Raw genomic sequence first — 15,851 nt, 5'->3', positions numbered from 1 at the left:
TTAGCCTTTGCTTAACCGTTTTGATCAAAGCGCAAATATCTTCCGATAGATAACTCGATACTTAACTTTATGTGTTGTATTCAATATCTAGTTTGTTGGCATATAAGCAGGTGCAAATATTGAGCAAGCATCTGCGCCCACTTCACCCCACTGCAATAAGTGGTTTCCCCTATGGGTGCTATATAGAGATATGGGCGTGCTTGCCGATATCGAGTTCATCTCTTTCTTCCTGCGGATTTAAAAAAGAAACAGCCCAGCAAACTTAGCTTGCTGGGCTGTGGATCTGGCTGACCATGATCTGAATCCGACCCCCGGTAACAGGGTCAAATTGCCTCATCGGCGCTTATTGTGCCAGCAGGTGACCTACCAGCTCATAACGCCACCCTTGCAGCAGCATCGGCTTGTCGCTGCGGGCCCGCTCTTCGTCGTTCATCCGCCAGCTCCAGGTGAAGTACTGGTGAATGATCTTCTTGCTGGCAATCAGCTCGGGCGGAATGTTGCTGGCCTTGGCCTTCTCTTCCACCATGGCCTTGATGCGCTTGAGCTCGGCCTTGTACTGGGGGAAGTCCACCAGCCGACGAATCGGCTCGGGCCAGCTGTCAGGATCGCTCTGCTGGGCGCGGGCGACGATATCGAGCATCCGCTTGCCGTGGATCTTGATCTCGATGGGGGCCAGTCCCAGTTCGTTGAGATCGCGCATGGAGGTCGGACGACGCTCCGCTACCTTGAACAGGTGCAGCTCTTTGACCACGAAGTTGAGGGCCAGATCGCGGCGTACCGCCTCTTGCTGACGCCAGGCGGCCAGCTCGCGCAGGATGGCGAGCTCACGGCGACCCAGCTGCCAGGCGTTGACGATTTCAAGATAAGCCTGACGGGGATCGCTGCCCTGGGTCTTGCGGGCGGAGTGGTTTTGGCACTCCTGCTCGAACCAGGCAAACTTGCCGCTTTCCCGCAGTTTGGCCATCACTTTCTCGTAGAGCGGCATCAGGTAGAACACATCCGCCGCTGCGTATTCGAGCTGACGCTCGGTGAGCGGACGGGCCAGCCAGTCGGTGCGCGCCTGATCTTTTTCCAGCTCGACCCCGAGGAATTCGTTCACCAGCGCGCCAAAGCCGACCGAGACGCCGTAACCGAGGAAGGCGGTAGCCAGCTGGGTGTCGTGCATCTGGTTGGGCAGGTGGCCCGCCTGATGTTGAATAAGCTCCAGATCTTCGCCTGAGGCGTGCAGGATGGCGATCTGCCCTGCCCTGCCCAGTCGCTGCCAGAGGGGGGAGAGATCCAGCGTCAGCGGATCCAGCAGCGCCAGATGCTCGCCGTCATAGATCTGGAACAGGCCAAGCTGGGGATAGTAGGTGCGGGTGCGAACGAATTCAGTATCGATAGCCAGGGGAACGTCGGCCAGAGAAGCGAGATAGTGCTCAAGTTCGGCTTGCTGAGTGATAAGTTGATAGTGCATCTGTGCCTGCGCGGTTGATCAGGGCCAAAAAGAAAAAACCGTGGGATGACCCACGGTTTTGCATAACGACGGTGCTGATTTGCAGAAGGTTCTGCAGCCGCAGTCCGGTTATTGCTTGGCAATCTCCTCGTCGCGCAGTACGCGGCGCAGGATCTTGCCCACATTGGTCTTGGGAAGTTCGTCGCGAAATTCTACCAGTTTCGGCACCTTATAGGCAGTCAGATGTTTGCGGCAGTGGGCAATAATCTCGTCCTCATGCAATTTTGCATCTTTCTTGACCACAAAGATCTTCACCAGCTCGCCAGAAACCTGGTGCGGCACGCCGACGGCGGCCACTTCCAGCACTTTCGGGTGCAGGGCAACGACATCTTCGATCTCGTTCGGATAGACGTTGAAGCCGGAGACCAGGATCATGTCCTTCTTGCGGTCAACGATCTTGAAGAAGCCCTGCTCATCGCATACGGCGATATCACCGGTACAGAGCCAGCCATCCTGCATCACTTCAGCAGTCGCCTCGGGGCGCTGCCAGTAGCCGGTCATCACCTGCGGGCCGCGTACCTGCATCTCGCCGGGAGTGCCGAGGGCGTGGATCACCTGACCGTTGTCATCCACCAGACGGATCTCGGTAGAGCAGACCGGCAGACCGATAGAGCCGTTGTAATCGGTCAGATCGTAGGGGCAGACGCTCACCAGTGGCGAACACTCGGTCAGGCCATAGCCTTCCAGCAGCGGGGTGTCGGTCAGCGTCTTCCACTTTTCCGCGACCGCGCGCTGCACCGCCATGCCGCCGCCGATAGTCAGCTTGAGCTTGTCAAAGGAGATGCCTTGAAACTCTTCGTTGTTGACCAGCGCATTGAACAGGGTGTTGACCCCGGTGATGCAGGTGAAGGGGTACTTCTTGATCTCTTTGACAAAGCCCGGGATGTCGCGCGGGTTGCTGATCAGCAAGTTGTAGCCGCCGACTCGCATAAAGAGCAGGCAATTCACGGTCAGGGCAAAGACGTGATAAAGCGGCAATGCGGTGACCACGAACTCCTTGCCGCGCTCCAGCATGGGGCCATAGACGCCGAGGCACTGCTCGACGTTGGCAATCATGTTGCGATGGGTCAGCATGGCCCCTTTGGAGAGGCCGGTGGTGCCACCGGTGTACTGCAGGAAAGCGAGATCGTCGTTGGTGATCTCCGGCTTGATGTACTGCAGGAAACGCCCCTTGATGAGCGCCTGACGCATGGTGGTGGCGTGGGGCAGATTGTATTTCGGCACCAACTTCTTGACGTACTTGACCACGAAGTTGACCAGGGTGCCCTTGGCCAGCCCCAGGTTGTCCCCCATGCGAGTCAGGATGACGTGCTTGATTGGGGTGTCGTAGACCACTTTTTCCAGGGTATGGGCAAAGTTGGAGACGATAACGATGGCCTTGGCGCCGGAGTCTTTGAGCTGATGCTCCAGCTCGCGCGGGGTATAGAGCGGGTTGACGTTGACCACTATCATGCCTGCCCGCAGGATGCCGAACACAGCGATGGGATATTGCAGCAGGTTCGGCATCATCACCGCGACCCGATCACCCTTCTCCAGCTTCAGCTCGTTTTGCAGATAGGCAGCAAAGGCGCGGGACTGCTCTTCCAGTCGGCGGTAGGTGATGGTCTGTCCCATGTTGACGAAGGCTGGCTGGTCGGCAAACTGGGTCACCGAGGATTCGAACATCTCGACCAGGGAGCTGTATTGATCTGGATTAATCTCGGCGGGAACCCCTTGTGGATAACGCTTCAGCCAGACTTTTTCCACGAACTTCTCCTGCATAACTAGCACCTGTGCACTCACTGTGTTGCCTCCGTCCCTGTTCACATCCATTTAAATCGGTCGTTTTAAGCTGATACTCTAATGCGCCCATACTTACACAGCGCAACATTGATTAACAGCGAATTAACAATGAAAAAATGTGAGGGGGATGACAAACTTGGAATTATTGAAAGCCGGTGATTCTACCGAACTTGACAAAACTTTACGATACAAACGGCCGTATCAGCCGAATTTTCCATATGAAAATGGTGGTTTCCACCCAATATGACCCGCTCGATCTGCTGGAAGGCATCCTGACGGACTTGCCATTGTGTTTCCAGCGCAGCGAATCCCTGCTCCCCCTGGATCAACAGCACCGGACAACGGATAGCCGCCATCAGTGCCCGGGCCTGCCCTTCGCTCATTCTAAGGGGCGAAAGATCCCGCAAACGGGGATCGCTACGCCAGTGCCAGCGCCCTGCCTGCTTTTCAAGCTGCCGCTCACAGATCAGGCGCGCCGCCTGCGCCGTGATATCCGCCACTTTGCAACGGGCGGCTACGGCTTCATCGATGGAGGCAAAACCGTTGGCACTGCGCTCCCGGGTGCGACTGCGGTTTAAAATCGCTCGTCGCAACTGGGCCGGTACCTCCTCATCGGGCTGACTGAGCGGCCCCAACCCCTCCAGCATGATCAGCCGCTCTACCTGCTCGGGAAATACTCCGGCATAGGCCGAGGCGATCAGCGCCCCGAGAGAGTGACCGAGCAGAGTAAAACGCGACCACCCTGCCGCCTGGACGATCTGGTAGAGATCGTCCAGCCAGTCGACAAAGACATAGGGGGTGGTCTTGTGATCGGAGTGACCGTGCCCAGGCAGATCGACACAGATGAGATGAAAATCCCCCAGATGCGGCGCCAGCGGCAAGAAGCTGGCACTGTTGTCAAGCCAGCCATGCAAGGCAATCAGCAGGGGTTTTCCCTGCTGATCATGCTCAGCGGATTGGTTCTCCAGCAGGGCCACCTGCCGCCCGTCCGCCAGGGTGAGCAGACGTTCGTGCAGCGTGTTCATCATTGGGTTGATCATGGCCAGCCTTAGCGACGCAGCGGCCGTCTCGGCCAGAAGGGATCATAGAAGGGGTCGTAGAAGTAGGGGTCCATATAGCGTACCTCCACCTCTTTGACTGGCGGCCACAACTTGCTGGAGGTGGTATCAATCACCGAGAAGCGGTACTTGTGCTGGCCAATCTGGCCATCCACCGGCTTGCCGATGGTGCCGAGCACTGTCAGGCTTCGCCCCTTGGCATAGAGGGTCGGGTCGACAAAGCCCTTCATAACAGCGAAAAAGCGGCCCGGACTCTGCTCGGTCTGCTCCGGTACCCCGTTGGATCTGAGCGGCAGATAGACCATTTCGATGACGCTCTGATCCGCTAAATTGTGCACCGCCGAGATAACGCCGCTCCAGCGGGCCGGTTTGCCCTCCATCCCGCCAAGGGCGGGTTGATAGGCCACCAACTGGTTTTCGGGCTCATAGGCCAGCTCCTTGGGGACCGAGCTGCAGGCCCCGAGCAGCAGGGCCAGCGCCCCTACCACCATCCCGCGTTTCATCATGTCGCTTCTGGTCTTACGCATCATGTCACTCTCCTGTTGCCGGCGTGGCCCGTCGGGGCCACCCGCTTGTGTTGCAGCTGATGAGCGGCAAGAGCGACATGCCTCTTGCCCTTATTCGCGACCCGGCAGTTTTTTCCAGGTCACCTTGTCACGCAAATAGACCGGCGTTGCCTGCTCCACCGGCACCGCCTCCCCCGCCAGCCAAGCGGCGCGGGCCAGCGGCAACATGTCTTCTGCCGCCGGGAAGCGCACCTGACTCACCGCCAGCTCATCGGCAAGACCACTCAAAATCTCGCCATAGGTCTCAAAACCGGTGCCGACGCAGGTCACCCGACCCGCCAGCTTGCCACGGACGTCAACCAGCGTCGCGGGATCGCTCACCACCTCGTCGCCCACCAGCTGCATGCGGCCATCGATCAGCTCATAGCGGCCGAAATAGACCTCGTTCATCCGCGCATCGATGGCGGTCAGCACCTGTTCGGCGCCATCCAGTCGATAGGCGCCTTGCGCCATGGCGGCCAGCGTCGAGATGCCTATCAGCGGCACACCCACCCCGAACGCCAGCCCCTGCGCCACACTGATGCCGATCCGCACGCCGGTAAAGGAGCCCGGGCCGCGGCCGAACGCGATGGCATCGAGGTCACTCAAGGTTATCCCGGCATCGTCTAACACAGCCTGAACCATCGGCAGGATTTTTCGGGTGTGATCCCGTGGCGCCTCCTCCCAGCGAGAAAACAGCGTGTCACCCACCAGCAAGGCGGCGGAGCAGGCTTCGGTGGCGGTATCAACGGCCAGGATCTTCAACTCGTTCATGCTTTCCAATCTCTATAAAATCAGTCAATTACATAACCGGCAAGCGAGATATGCTCACCCGTTGTTCAAATCTGTTAGCTGGCGGCACATTTATTCACCGCGTTCAGGGCGATCGAAAAAACACCCCAGCGTTCCCAACTCCCGGGTGCGAGGGATGGCAGGCAGACTCTTGATAAAGGTGGCGCCGTAAGGTTTGTTGACCATTCGTGGATCACAGATCACCAGCACCCCGTGATCACTGCGATCACGAATAAGCCGTCCCACCCCCTGTTTGAGGGCAATCACCGCCTTGGGCAACTGCAGTTCGGCGAAGGGATCGCCACCCTTGAGCTTGCAATCATCCACCCGCGCCTTGAGCAGCGGATCATCGGGGCTGGCAAACGGCAGCTTGTCGATGATAACACACGACAACGCCGCCCCTCGCACGTCGATCCCCTCCCAAAAGCTGCTGGTCGCCACCAGCACGGCGCGGCCATTCTCGACAAACTCCTTGAGCAGCCGCTGCTTGTTGTCCTCCCCCTGCAGCAAGACGGTACGGCCAATCTCCCGGCGCAGCACCTCGGCCACCTGACGCATCACCTGATGGCTGGTGCAGAGGAAGAAACAGCCACCCGGTGTCTTGTTGATCAGCGGGATCATCAGATTGGCCAGCTGCTCGCCACGGCCAAAGGCGTTGGGCTCCGGCAGATAGCGAGGCACACAGAGTCGCGCCTGCTCGCCATAGTCGAACGGGCTGTCGAGGATAAGCTCGGCGCTGCCCGCCAGCCCCAGCTCGGCCTTGAAGTGATCAAAACGCATATCCACCGTCAGGGTGGCGGAGGTAAAGACCCAGGCCACCTCCGGTTTTTGCACCTCGGCACTGAATCGCTCGGCCACCGAGAGCGGCGTCAAATTGAGGGAAAAATGGAGCCGCGAACAGTCATACCAGTATGAAAAACCGGTCTGGTTGACCGCCAGCACCTCACCGAGGCGAGTGCGCAGCTCGCAGATCCGCTCGAAGGCGTGATCCAGCTGCTCGCCACGGCCAAGCGCGAGTTTGAGCACCTCATAGCAAAGCCCGATGGCGTCGTTGAGACGAGCCAGCGCCTGGCCCCAGAGCGATTGGCGCAGCATGTCGCGGGTATTGCCACGACCGCCATCCACCCCGAAGGCGAGACGCAGATCCTGACTGGCGATAGAAAGCCGGTCCGCCGCCTTGCCGAGCTGGGCCATGTCGTGGGCTTCGGCCCGATAGGCCAGCTGGATATCCTGCGCCAGATCTTGGATGGTACGGCTGCCCACCGACTTGCCGAAGTAGTTGGTGGCGATCTCCGGCAGCTGATGCGCCTCATCAAAGACATAGACTTGCGCTTGGGGCACCAACTCGCCAAATCCGGTGTCTTTCACCGCCATATCGGCGAAGAAGAGGTGATGATTGATCACCACCACCTGGGCATCCATGGCGCGGCGTCGAGCCACCACCAGATGGCAGTCGTCGTAATAGGGGCAGTCGCGACCGAGGCAGTTGTCGTTGGTGCTGGTGACGTGGGAGAGGATTTCGGCGTTCTCCTGCAATCCCGGAATATCCCCCACATCGCCGTTATCGGTGGCGGTGGACCAGGATTTGACCTTCACCAGATCGTTCAGTAATTCAGGTTTGTGCAGATGGGATTCGCTCAAGAGCCGGTTCATCCGCTCGATGCAGAGATAGTTGCTGCGCCCCTTGAGCAGGGCCACCGGCGGGGTATAGGAGAGCGCGCCTGTGATGGTCGGAAGATCCCGATAGAAGAGCTGCTCCTGCAGGTTCTTGGAGCCGGTGCTGATCACCACCCGCTTACCGGACTCCAGCGCAGGCACCAGATAGGCGTAGGTCTTGCCGGTACCGGTCCCCGCCTCCACCAGCAGACGGCCACCACTTTTGATGGCGCTCGCAACCGCTTCGGCCATCTCCAGTTGGGGAGCGCGGGCTTTGAAACTGTCGATATGGCTGGCCAGAGGGCCATCTGGCTTGAACAGGGTCTGGATGGTCAAAAGGGCGTCCCGCAGCAAAAGCGGCCATTATGCCAAAAGCACGGCAAAAGCGGGACAGATAATCTGTTCAGACGAACAGATCGATCTGATGCTCGGGATCCAGCTTGTGATCGTCCTCTTCCGCCTTGGGCTGATCACGCTTGGCGGGCGTGCTATACGCCTGTTGGCGCTGCTGGGAGTCACTGTTGTCAGTGCTGGCCTTGCGCAGCTGATGCTTTTTGCTGATCTGGTTCACTTCCCGCTTGATCTCTTCGCTGCCGGGCGCGGCGGGAGCCCGGGGCAAAATGGGGAACAACAAGTCCTGGCTGGGCATGATGGCGACTCCTTCAGGGGTTATTGTCTAGTTATCGACCAAAAAACCGTTTTCTCCACTTTAATCGATCAAATCACAATTTCGGGTTGCATTTTCTGTCAAGGCAGGTAGTTTAAATCAGGCGTCAATTACGACATCTTATTTTGTAAAGGATTGATTACATGAAGTTCACCACCCTGAAGACTCATCACCACCATCATCATCCCGACTAGTCTTTCAGGAGGTTGACTGCTGGAAGACACTTAACTGGTGACTTCCAAAAGGACCGCAAGATTCATAAACCCTCGGAAGCACACACTTCCGAGGGTTTTTTCGTTTTTGACTAGAAGGAAATCGAGCAAATGGAAACACAACGTCTGCGTATCGCCATGCAAAAGTCCGGTCGTCTTAGCCAGGACTCCCAGGCCCTGTTCAAGAGCTGCGGCCTCAAGATCAACCTGCGCGAGCAGCGCCTTATCGCCCATGTCGAGAACATGCCCATCGATATCCTGCGGGTGCGCGATGACGATATCCCGGGTCTGGTGATGGAAGGGGTGGTCGACCTTGGCATCATCGGCGAGAACGTGCTGGAAGAGGCGCAGTTGATCCGCGCTTCCCAAGGATTGCCTGCGGAGGTTAAGACCCTCAAGCAGCTCGATTTTGGCGGCTGCCGCCTCTCGCTGGCGGTGCCTGAAGATGTGACCTACACAGGGCCAGAAAGTCTGGCAGGCAAGCGCATCGCCACCTCCTACCCCGGGCTGCTCAAGCGCTTCTTTGACGAAAAGGGTCTTGGCTTCAAAAGCGTAATGCTGGGCGGCTCGGTAGAAGTGGCACCCCGTGCGGGTCTGGCCGATGCCATCTGCGATCTGGTCTCCACCGGCGCGACCCTGGAGGCCAATGGTCTGAAAGAGGTGGAGGTGATCTACCGCTCCAAAGCGGTACTGATACAGGCCCCCAACCCCTTGTCCGATGCCAAGCAGCAGCTCATCGACAAACTGCTGCCCCGCATTCAGGGGATGCAGCAGGCGCGCGAGAGCAAGTACATCATGCTGCACGCCCCCAAGGACAAGCTCGATGCAATCACCGATCTGCTGCCGGGTGCCGAGCGCCCCACCATCATGCAACTGGCCGGTGATACCAATCAGGTGGCTCTGCACGTTGTCTCCAGCGAGACCCTGTTCTGGGAGACCATGGAGCAGCTCAAGGCGCTGGGTGCCAGCTCCATTCTGGTGCTGCCCATCGAAAAAATGATGGAATAAGGAAGGGATATCATGCAGACCCTGATCTGGAAGACCCTCTCCCCTGCCCAGCAGGCCGACGTGCTGACCCGGCCAGCCCTCAATGACGAGGCCGATATCGGCGCCGTGGTCAAAGAGATCATCGCAGCGGTGCGCAGCCGTGGCGATGAGGCCCTGCGCGAGCTGAGCCTGCGCTTCGAGCGCGCCCCCCGTGAGCGGTTGCGCGTCAGCGAAGCCGAGATTGAAGCTGCCTGCGCGCGGCTGGATGACGACATCAAAAGCGCCATCGAAGCGGCCATTGCCAATATTCGTACCTTCCACGCTGCCCAAGTGCAGCCAGTGGTACGGGTGGAAACCCAGCCCGGGGTGGTGTGCGAGCTGCGCACCCAGCCCATCAGCCGGGTCGGCCTCTATGTACCGGGGGGCAGCGCGCCGCTCCCCTCCACCGTGATGATGCTGGCCATTCCAGCCGCCATCGCCGGTTGCCGTGAAGTGGTGCTCTGCACCCCGTCCCCCGCCAGCGACGAGATCCTGTTTGCCGCCCGCGCCTGCGGGGTCGAGAAGGTGTTCGCCATTGGCGGCGCCCAGGCCATCGCGGCGATGGCTTACGGCACCGAAAGCATTCCCAAGGTGGACAAGATCTTCGGCCCGGGCAACGCCTATGTGACCGAAGCCAAGGGGCAGGTATCCCGTGACTGGCGCGGCGCCGCCATCGACATGCCCGCTGGCCCCTCCGAGGTGCTGGTCATTGCCGACGAGAGCGCCAACCCCGCCTTCGTGGCGGCGGATCTGCTCTCCCAGGCCGAGCACGGCCCCGACAGTCAGGTAGTGCTGGTGACCACCTCGCCGCTGCTGGCCGATGCCATCGCAGGGGAAATAAAAAGCCAGCTGGCCAAGTTGAGCCGCCGGGATATCGCCGCGCAGGCGCTCGGCAGCAGTCTGGTGATCCTCTGTGACGATCTGGCCGAAGCGTGCGCCATCTCCAACGCCTATGCGCCGGAGCACCTGATTGTGCAGACCCAGGCGCCCCGCGATCTGCTGGATAAACTCGAGAACGCCGGTTCCATCTTTCTTGGCCAGTGGACGCCCGAGTCGGTCGGCGATTATGCCAGCGGCACCAACCACACCCTGCCCACCTATGGCTATGCTCGCACCTGCTCGAGCCTTGGCCTCGCCGATTATCAGCGCCGCTACACGGTGCAGGAGCTGAGCGCCGAAGGCATTCGCGGCCTTGGCCCTATCGTCGAGCGCATCGCAGAGGCCGAAGGGCTCGATGGCCACAAAAATGCCGTCACCCTCAGATTGAACGCCCTGGCCGCCGCGCCCCAACCAACAGCACAGCAGAAGGATTTGTCATGAGCATTGCCAATCTGGCGCGCCGCGTGGTGCGGGCCCTCACCCCTTATCAATCCGCCCGCCGCATTGGCGGCAAGGGCCACGTCTGGCTCAACGCCAACGAGGCGCCGCAGGCCTATCCCTTCACCATCGAGGGGAGCCGTCTCAACCGCTACCCGAGTGCCAACCGGCCGAGGTGGTGAACAGCTATGCCGCCTACGCAGGGGTTAATCCGGATCAGGTACTGGTGAGCCGCGGCGCCGACGAGGCCATCGAACTGCTTATTCGCACCTTCTGCGAAGCCGGTGAAGATCAGATCCTGATCTGCCCGCCCACCTACGGCATGTACGCCATCAGCGCCGAGACCTGCGGCGTCGGCATCGTCGAACAGCCGCTCACCGCCAGCCGCCAGCCGGACTGGCCCGCCATCGCCGATCGCCTCGGCGATGTGAAGCTGGTGTTTCTCTGCTCCCCCAACAACCCCACCGGGGATCTGGTTGGGCGCGACGGTCTCATCGCTCTGCTGGAGAAGGCCCGGGATCGCGCCATCGTGGTGGTGGACGAGGCCTATATCGAGTTCTGCCCAGAGGCGTCCGTGGTAGACCTGCTGGCCCGCTTCCCCAATCTGGTAGTGACCCGCACCCTCTCCAAGGCTTTTGCGCTGGCGGGGATCCGCTGCGGCTTTACGCTGACAAGCCCCGAGGTGATCGCCATGCTGGCCAAGGTGATCGCCCCCTATCCCATCCCCGAGCCCATCGCCCAGATCGCGGCGCAGGCACTCTCCCCCATGGGGCTGGAGCTGATGCGCGAGCGAGTGGTAGAGCTCAACAAGCAAAAAACCGCCTTCAAGGCAGAGCTGGCAAAGCTTGCCTGCGTGAAGGAAGTATTCGAGGACAAGGGCAACTTCGTGCTGGTGCGCTTTGTGGATGGCGCAGCCGTCTTTGCCGCCATGAAGGCCGCCGGCATCATACTGCGGGATTTCTCGACCAAACCCGGACTTGATAACAGCATTCGCGTCACTATCGGCTATCAGGGCGAGATGGATGCCGTGCTGGCGGTATTGCGTGATCTGCCCTCTCCCACTTTGTAAGACAAGGATGTAGCGATGAAGACCCCGTTTTTGTTTATCGACCGCGACGGCACCCTGATTGAAGAGCCGGTGACCGACAAGCAGGTGGACAGCCTCGCCAAGCTGCGCTTCGAGCCCATGGTGATCCCGGTGCTGCGCGAGTTGCAGGCCGCCGGTTACGTGCTGGTAATGGTGACCAATCAGGATGGGCTGGGCACTGCCAGCCTGCCGCTGGAGAACTTCCAGCCCCCCCACGACCTGATGATGCACCTGTTTGAGTCGCAAGGGGTGAAGTGGGAACAGGTGCTGATCTGCCCGCACTTCCCCACCGACGGTTGCAGCTGCCGCAAGCCCCACCTCGGGCTGGTGAAGGAGTACCTCGCCTCGGGTCGCATCGACTTTGCCAACTCCTTCGTGATTGGCGATCGCCAGACCGATCTGCAGCTTGCCGAGAACATGGGCATTGGCGGTATTCGCTACCACCCGCAGGATCACGACTGGCTCGCTATCCGTGATCAGCTACTGTCCAAGGGCCGCACTGCCGAGGTGGAACGCTACACCAAGGAGACCCGTATTCAGGTCGCGGTGGACTTGGACCCTTCTGCCACAAACAAGAGCGGCGGCAACCAGATCGCCACCGGTATCGGCTTCTTTGATCACATGCTGGATCAGATCGCTACCCACGCCGGTTTCCAGCTCAAGCTGAACGTCAGCGGCGATCTGCATATTGACGATCACCACACGGTGGAAGATGTGGGGCTGGCGCTGGGTCAGGCGCTGCGTCAGGCCCTTGGCAACAAGCGCGGTATCGGCCGCTTCGGCTTCGTGCTGGCGATGGACGAGGTGCAGGCGGTGATCGATGCGCGCCCGCTGACCGAGCAGGAGGTGAGCACAGCGCTGGATCTCAGCGGTCGCCCCTACTTCGTGTTTGACTGCCCGAGCGGTTTTGGCCGCGACAATGTGGGCGAGATGGCCACCGAGATGGTGCCCCACTTCTTCCGCTCCCTCTCGGACGCCATGGCCATTACCCTGCAGATGAAGGTGGGCAGCGGCAACACCCACCATCAGGTGGAGGCGCTGTTCAAAGGCTTTGGCCGCGCCCTGCGTCAAGCCATTCGGGTGGAAGGGAGTGACCTCCCCTCCAGCAAGGGAGTGCTGTGATGGATGTGAGCAAGCAGAAGCTGGTCATTATCGATACAGGCTGTGCGAATCTGGCCTCGGTCAGAATGGCCTTCGAGCGCCTCGGCGTGACGCCGCTGGTCTCCAGCCAGGCGGCTGATATCGAGCAGGCGGACAAGCTGATCCTGCCCGGTGTCGGCACCGCGGTGGCCGCCATGAACAACCTCAACGAGCGCGGGCTGGTGCCCCTTATTCGCGCCGCCAAGCAGCCGCTGCTGGGCTTTTGCCTCGGCATGCAGATGCTGGCGGAGGCCTCCGAAGAGAGCATGGGCACGCAGGGTTCGCCAGATACGCTTATCGACTGCCTTGGCATAGTGCCGGGCAAGATCCGGTTGATGGAGGTCGGCACCTTACACCAGTCAAGCCTGCGCCTGCCCCATATGGGCTGGAACCAGATTGAGCATGACGAGACCCATCCCCTGCTCAAGGGGATCCCGAGCGGCAGCTACTTCTACTTCGTTCACTCCTATGCGCTGGAGGTGACCGACGCGACGCTGGCGACCTGCGACTACGGCAAGCCTTTCACCGCCATCGTGGGCGGGGTCGCAGAGCACAGTAACTTCTTTGGCGCCCAATTCCACCCGGAGCGCTCAGGCGCAGCCGGTGCCCGTTTGCTGCAAAATTTTCTGGAGCTATGAATGATCATTCCCGCAATTGACCTGATCAATGGTCAGGTGGTCCGTCTCTATCAGGGGGACTACGAGCAGAAGACCGAATACAGCAGCAGCCCGCAGGCGCGCTTCGATGAATATGTCTCCCAGGGGGCGGTCCAGCTCCATCTGGTGGATCTGGACGGTGCCAAGGATGCCAAGGCGCGCCAGCTGCCCCTACTGACCCAACTGCTGTCGGCCACCGAAGCGCCGGTGCAGGTCGGCGGCGGCGTGCGCACGGAGCAGGATGTGGCAGATCTGCTGGCCGCCGGTGCCAGCCGGGTGGTGATCGGCTCCACCGCCGTCAAATCCCCGGATCTGGTGGCCAGCTGGATGGAGAAATATGGCCCCGAGCAGATAGTGCTGGCGCTGGACGTCAATATCGATGCCCAAGGCAATCGCCATATCGCCGTGGCAGGCTGGCAGGAGAACAGCGGTGTGACCATCGAAGCGCTGATCGAACGCTTCCTCCCCGCCGGTCTCAAGCATGTGCTCTGCACCGACATCAGCCGTGACGGCACCCTGGCTGGCACCAACGTCGAGCTCTATCGGGATCTCTGCGCCCGCTACCCGAGCGTCGCTTTTCAGGCTTCCGGCGGCATTGGCGGCATCGCGGATATCGAGGCGCTCAAGGGCTCCGGCGTCAAGGGGATCATCCTTGGCCGCGCCCTGCTGGAGGGCAAGTTCTCGGTGGGTGACGCCATCGCCTGCTGGCAAACGCCCGCAGCCGTTACCACAGGAGGCAACTGATGCTGGCAAGACGCATTATCCCCTGCCTCGACGTGAAAGATGGCGTGGTGGTCAAGGGGGTGCAGTTTCGCAACCACGAGGTGATGGGCGGTATTGTCGAACTGGCGCGCCGCTACGCCGAGGAAGGTGCTGACGAGCTGGTGTTCTATGACATCACCGCCTCCAGCGATGCGCGGGTGGTGGACAAGAGCTGGGTGAGCCGGGTAGCGGAGGTGATCGATATCCCCTTCTGCGTCGCCGGTGGCATCAAAAGTGTCGAGGATGCCCGCCAGATCCTCGAATTTGGCGCCGACAAGGTCTCCATCAACTCTCCGGCGCTGGCCGACCCAACCCTGATCAGCCGACTGGCCGAGCGCTTTGGCGTGCAGTGCGTGGTGGTGGGAATTGACTCCTACTTCGATGCCGAGACGGGCCACTATCAGGTCAAACAGTTTACCGGTGACGAGAGCCGTACCCGCACCACCGCCTGGCACACCCTCGATTGGGTGCAGGAGGTGCAAAAGCGCGGCGCGGGCGAAATCGTGCTGAACGTGATGAATCAGGACGGCATGCGTCAGGGTTATGATCTCGACCAGCTCAAACTGGTGCGCAGCGTCTGCAAGGTGCCGCTGATTGCCTCCGGCGGCGCTGGCGCCATGGCACACTTCCGCGATGCCTTTACCCTCGCCGATGTGGACGGGGCGCTGGCCGCTTCTGTGTTCCACAAGGGCCTTATCCCCATTCCCGAATTGAAACGCTGGCTGAAAACCGAAGGAGTCGCCATCCGTGAATAATCAAGAGATTGCAAACCAGATCCCGCTCGTGGAGCGGCTCGACTGGGAAAAGTGTGATGGTATGATCCCCACCATCGTCCAGCACGCCGCCAGCGGCGAGGTGCTGATGCAGGGCTTTATGACCCGCGAAGCGCTGGAAAAGACCCAGACCACAGGTCAGGTCACCTTCTTTAGCCGCAGCAAACAGCGGCTCTGGACCAAGGGTGAAAGCTCGGGCAATGTGCTCCAACTCGTCGCCATCAGCACCGACTGCGATCAGGATTCTCTGCTGATTGCCGCCAACCCCGTCGGCCCCACCTGCCACAAAGGGACAACCTCCTGCTTTAATGGCCACCCGCTGCCGCCCCTCGGTTTTCTGGCAGAGCTGGAGCAGGTGCTGGCAGCCCGCAAAGGGGCCGATCCGGCCACCAGCTACACCGCCAGCCTCTACGGCAAAGGGACCAAGCGCATCGCCCAGAAGGTAGGTGAAGAGGGTGTGGAAGTGGCGCTGGCCGCGATGGCCAAGGATCGGGAAGAGCTCATCAACGAATCTGCCGATCTGCTCTACCACCTGACCGTGCTGCTGCAAAATGAAGGGCTGGGATTACAGGATGTGGTGCAGCGGCTTTATGAGCGGCATAATAAATAAACTGTACTGTGATAGATGGGCGTATAGCCCATCTATCATCTTAAACAACAAGCTAATTCAACAAGATCACTATAATCATCCAAAGTGAAATTGTGACTCGCCAGATGATATGCCAAGGTTGTGACTTATACCGTTAATTCTGGAAACTATCTATACGATGGTGAGTTAACTCTTCAGGGCGTTTATCTGTCTCGTTAAGTAAAAACCGTCTATTTTTATTGGTATAGAAAAACTTGGATATATGTGACCAAACTAATACCAATATGATGTCTA

Annotated in this window: 14 protein-coding genes, 1 pseudogene and 1 other annotated feature; of the genes and pseudogenes, 8 read left to right on the top strand and 7 right to left on the bottom strand. The window is 59.8% G+C overall.

Annotated features, from left to right (window positions below):
- Positions 1-343: 343 nt before the first annotated feature.
- The 7 genes from rnd to CK911_RS06495 form a co-directional block, all read right to left on the bottom strand.
- Positions 344-1,456: a ribonuclease D gene (gene rnd, locus CK911_RS06525; protein WP_098969387.1), complete on the bottom strand. Its 1,113-nt coding sequence runs from the start codon at positions 1,454-1,456 to the stop codon at positions 344-346.
- A 108-nt stretch (positions 1,457-1,564) separates the two neighbouring features.
- Positions 1,565-3,241 (bottom strand): long-chain-fatty-acid--CoA ligase FadD, encoded by a 1,677-nt coding sequence (gene fadD / locus CK911_RS06520; protein WP_098972501.1) that lies wholly within the window; start codon positions 3,239-3,241, stop codon positions 1,565-1,567.
- A 197-nt stretch (positions 3,242-3,438) separates the two neighbouring features.
- Positions 3,439-4,302 carry an alpha/beta fold hydrolase gene (locus CK911_RS06515; RefSeq protein ID WP_253860413.1) on the bottom strand — a complete coding sequence of 288 codons (864 nt, stop codon included), beginning with the start codon at positions 4,300-4,302 and terminating at the stop codon, positions 3,439-3,441.
- A 23-nt stretch (positions 4,303-4,325) separates the two neighbouring features.
- Complete coding sequence (locus CK911_RS06510; protein WP_098972499.1) at positions 4,326-4,841, bottom strand: Slp family lipoprotein; 516 nt, start codon at positions 4,839-4,841, stop codon at positions 4,326-4,328.
- Between the two features lie 111 nt (positions 4,842-4,952).
- Positions 4,953-5,654 carry a tRNA (adenosine(37)-N6)-threonylcarbamoyltransferase complex dimerization subunit type 1 TsaB gene (tsaB, locus tag CK911_RS06505; protein WP_172953970.1) on the bottom strand — a complete coding sequence of 234 codons (702 nt, stop codon included), beginning with the start codon at positions 5,652-5,654 and terminating at the stop codon, positions 4,953-4,955.
- A gap of 90 nt (positions 5,655-5,744) precedes the next feature.
- A complete protein-coding gene (locus CK911_RS06500; RefSeq protein ID WP_098969385.1) occupies positions 5,745-7,664 on the bottom strand; it encodes an ATP-dependent DNA helicase in 1,920 nt (639 codons plus the stop codon).
- A 67-nt stretch (positions 7,665-7,731) separates the two neighbouring features.
- The gene (locus CK911_RS06495) at positions 7,732-7,977 is read right to left on the bottom strand and encodes a hypothetical protein (RefSeq protein WP_098969384.1); all 246 of its coding nucleotides are present in this window, start codon (positions 7,975-7,977) and stop codon (positions 7,732-7,734) included.
- A 187-nt stretch (positions 7,978-8,164) separates the two neighbouring features.
- Positions 8,165-8,289: a sequence feature (His leader region), on the top strand.
- 29 nt (positions 8,290-8,318) lie between these two features.
- Here CK911_RS06495 and hisG point away from each other — a divergent pair.
- The 8 genes and pseudogenes from hisG (at position 8,319) to hisIE (ending at position 15,578) form a co-directional block, all read left to right on the top strand.
- On the top strand, positions 8,319-9,215 hold the full coding sequence (hisG, locus tag CK911_RS06490; RefSeq protein ID WP_098969383.1) for an ATP phosphoribosyltransferase: 897 nt from the start codon (positions 8,319-8,321) through the stop codon (positions 9,213-9,215).
- A 12-nt stretch (positions 9,216-9,227) separates the two neighbouring features.
- The gene (gene hisD / locus CK911_RS06485) at positions 9,228-10,553 is read left to right on the top strand and encodes a histidinol dehydrogenase (RefSeq protein WP_098969382.1); all 1,326 of its coding nucleotides are present in this window, start codon (positions 9,228-9,230) and stop codon (positions 10,551-10,553) included.
- Positions 10,550-11,619, top strand: a pseudogene (gene hisC, locus CK911_RS06480) (histidinol-phosphate transaminase). The gene hisD and the pseudogene hisC overlap by 4 nt, the downstream one beginning before the upstream one ends.
- Before the next feature lie 15 nt (positions 11,620-11,634).
- Positions 11,635-12,759: a bifunctional histidinol-phosphatase/imidazoleglycerol-phosphate dehydratase HisB gene (hisB, locus tag CK911_RS06475; RefSeq protein ID WP_098969381.1), complete on the top strand. Its 1,125-nt coding sequence runs from the start codon at positions 11,635-11,637 to the stop codon at positions 12,757-12,759.
- Positions 12,759-13,415 carry an imidazole glycerol phosphate synthase subunit HisH gene (gene hisH / locus CK911_RS06470; RefSeq protein WP_098969380.1) on the top strand — a complete coding sequence of 219 codons (657 nt, stop codon included), beginning with the start codon at positions 12,759-12,761 and terminating at the stop codon, positions 13,413-13,415. Before hisB ends, hisH begins: the two co-directional genes overlap by 1 nt.
- Positions 13,416-14,177 (top strand): 1-(5-phosphoribosyl)-5-[(5-phosphoribosylamino)methylideneamino]imidazole-4-carboxamide isomerase, encoded by a 762-nt coding sequence (gene hisA / locus CK911_RS06465; protein ID WP_042037662.1) that lies wholly within the window; start codon positions 13,416-13,418, stop codon positions 14,175-14,177. It begins immediately after the preceding gene.
- Positions 14,177-14,950 (top strand): imidazole glycerol phosphate synthase subunit HisF, encoded by a 774-nt coding sequence (hisF, locus tag CK911_RS06460; protein ID WP_019446757.1) that lies wholly within the window; start codon positions 14,177-14,179, stop codon positions 14,948-14,950. The genes hisA and hisF overlap by 1 nt, the downstream gene beginning before the upstream one ends.
- Positions 14,943-15,578, top strand: a complete 636-nt coding sequence (gene hisIE, locus CK911_RS06455) for a bifunctional phosphoribosyl-AMP cyclohydrolase/phosphoribosyl-ATP diphosphatase HisIE (protein ID WP_098969379.1) — start codon at positions 14,943-14,945, stop codon at positions 15,576-15,578. The genes hisF and hisIE overlap by 8 nt, the downstream gene beginning before the upstream one ends.
- The last annotated feature ends 273 nt before the right edge of the window (positions 15,579-15,851 follow it).

The sequence above is a fragment of the Aeromonas sp. CU5 genome (assembly GCF_002586745.1).
Taxonomy (GTDB): Bacteria; Pseudomonadota; Gammaproteobacteria; order Enterobacterales; family Aeromonadaceae; genus Aeromonas; species Aeromonas sobria.
Note: the sequence above shows the minus strand (reverse complement) of the source record. Positions and strands in the feature narration are given on the sequence as shown.

What these genes read in the sequence shown, in the direction of transcription:
- rnd (WP_098969387.1), bottom strand. Translation starts at nt 1,456, where the DNA reads ATGCACTATCAACTTATCACTCAGCAAGCCGAACTTGAGCACTATCTC.
- CK911_RS06515 (WP_253860413.1), bottom strand. Translation starts at nt 4,302, where the DNA reads ATGAACACGCTGCACGAACGTCTGCTCACCCTGGCGGACGGGCGGCAG.
- CK911_RS06510 (WP_098972499.1), bottom strand. Translation starts at nt 4,841, where the DNA reads ATGATGAAACGCGGGATGGTGGTAGGGGCGCTGGCCCTGCTGCTCGGG.
- tsaB (WP_172953970.1), bottom strand. Translation starts at nt 5,654, where the DNA reads ATGAACGAGTTGAAGATCCTGGCCGTTGATACCGCCACCGAAGCCTGC.
- CK911_RS06495 (WP_098969384.1), bottom strand. Translation starts at nt 7,977, where the DNA reads ATGCCCAGCCAGGACTTGTTGTTCCCCATTTTGCCCCGGGCTCCCGCC.
- hisG (WP_098969383.1), top strand. Translation starts at nt 8,319, where the DNA reads ATGGAAACACAACGTCTGCGTATCGCCATGCAAAAGTCCGGTCGTCTT.
- hisD (WP_098969382.1), top strand. Translation starts at nt 9,228, where the DNA reads ATGCAGACCCTGATCTGGAAGACCCTCTCCCCTGCCCAGCAGGCCGAC.
- hisB (WP_098969381.1), top strand. Translation starts at nt 11,635, where the DNA reads ATGAAGACCCCGTTTTTGTTTATCGACCGCGACGGCACCCTGATTGAA.
- hisH (WP_098969380.1), top strand. Translation starts at nt 12,759, where the DNA reads ATGGATGTGAGCAAGCAGAAGCTGGTCATTATCGATACAGGCTGTGCG.
- hisA (WP_042037662.1), top strand. Translation starts at nt 13,416, where the DNA reads ATGATCATTCCCGCAATTGACCTGATCAATGGTCAGGTGGTCCGTCTC.
- hisF (WP_019446757.1), top strand. Translation starts at nt 14,177, where the DNA reads ATGCTGGCAAGACGCATTATCCCCTGCCTCGACGTGAAAGATGGCGTG.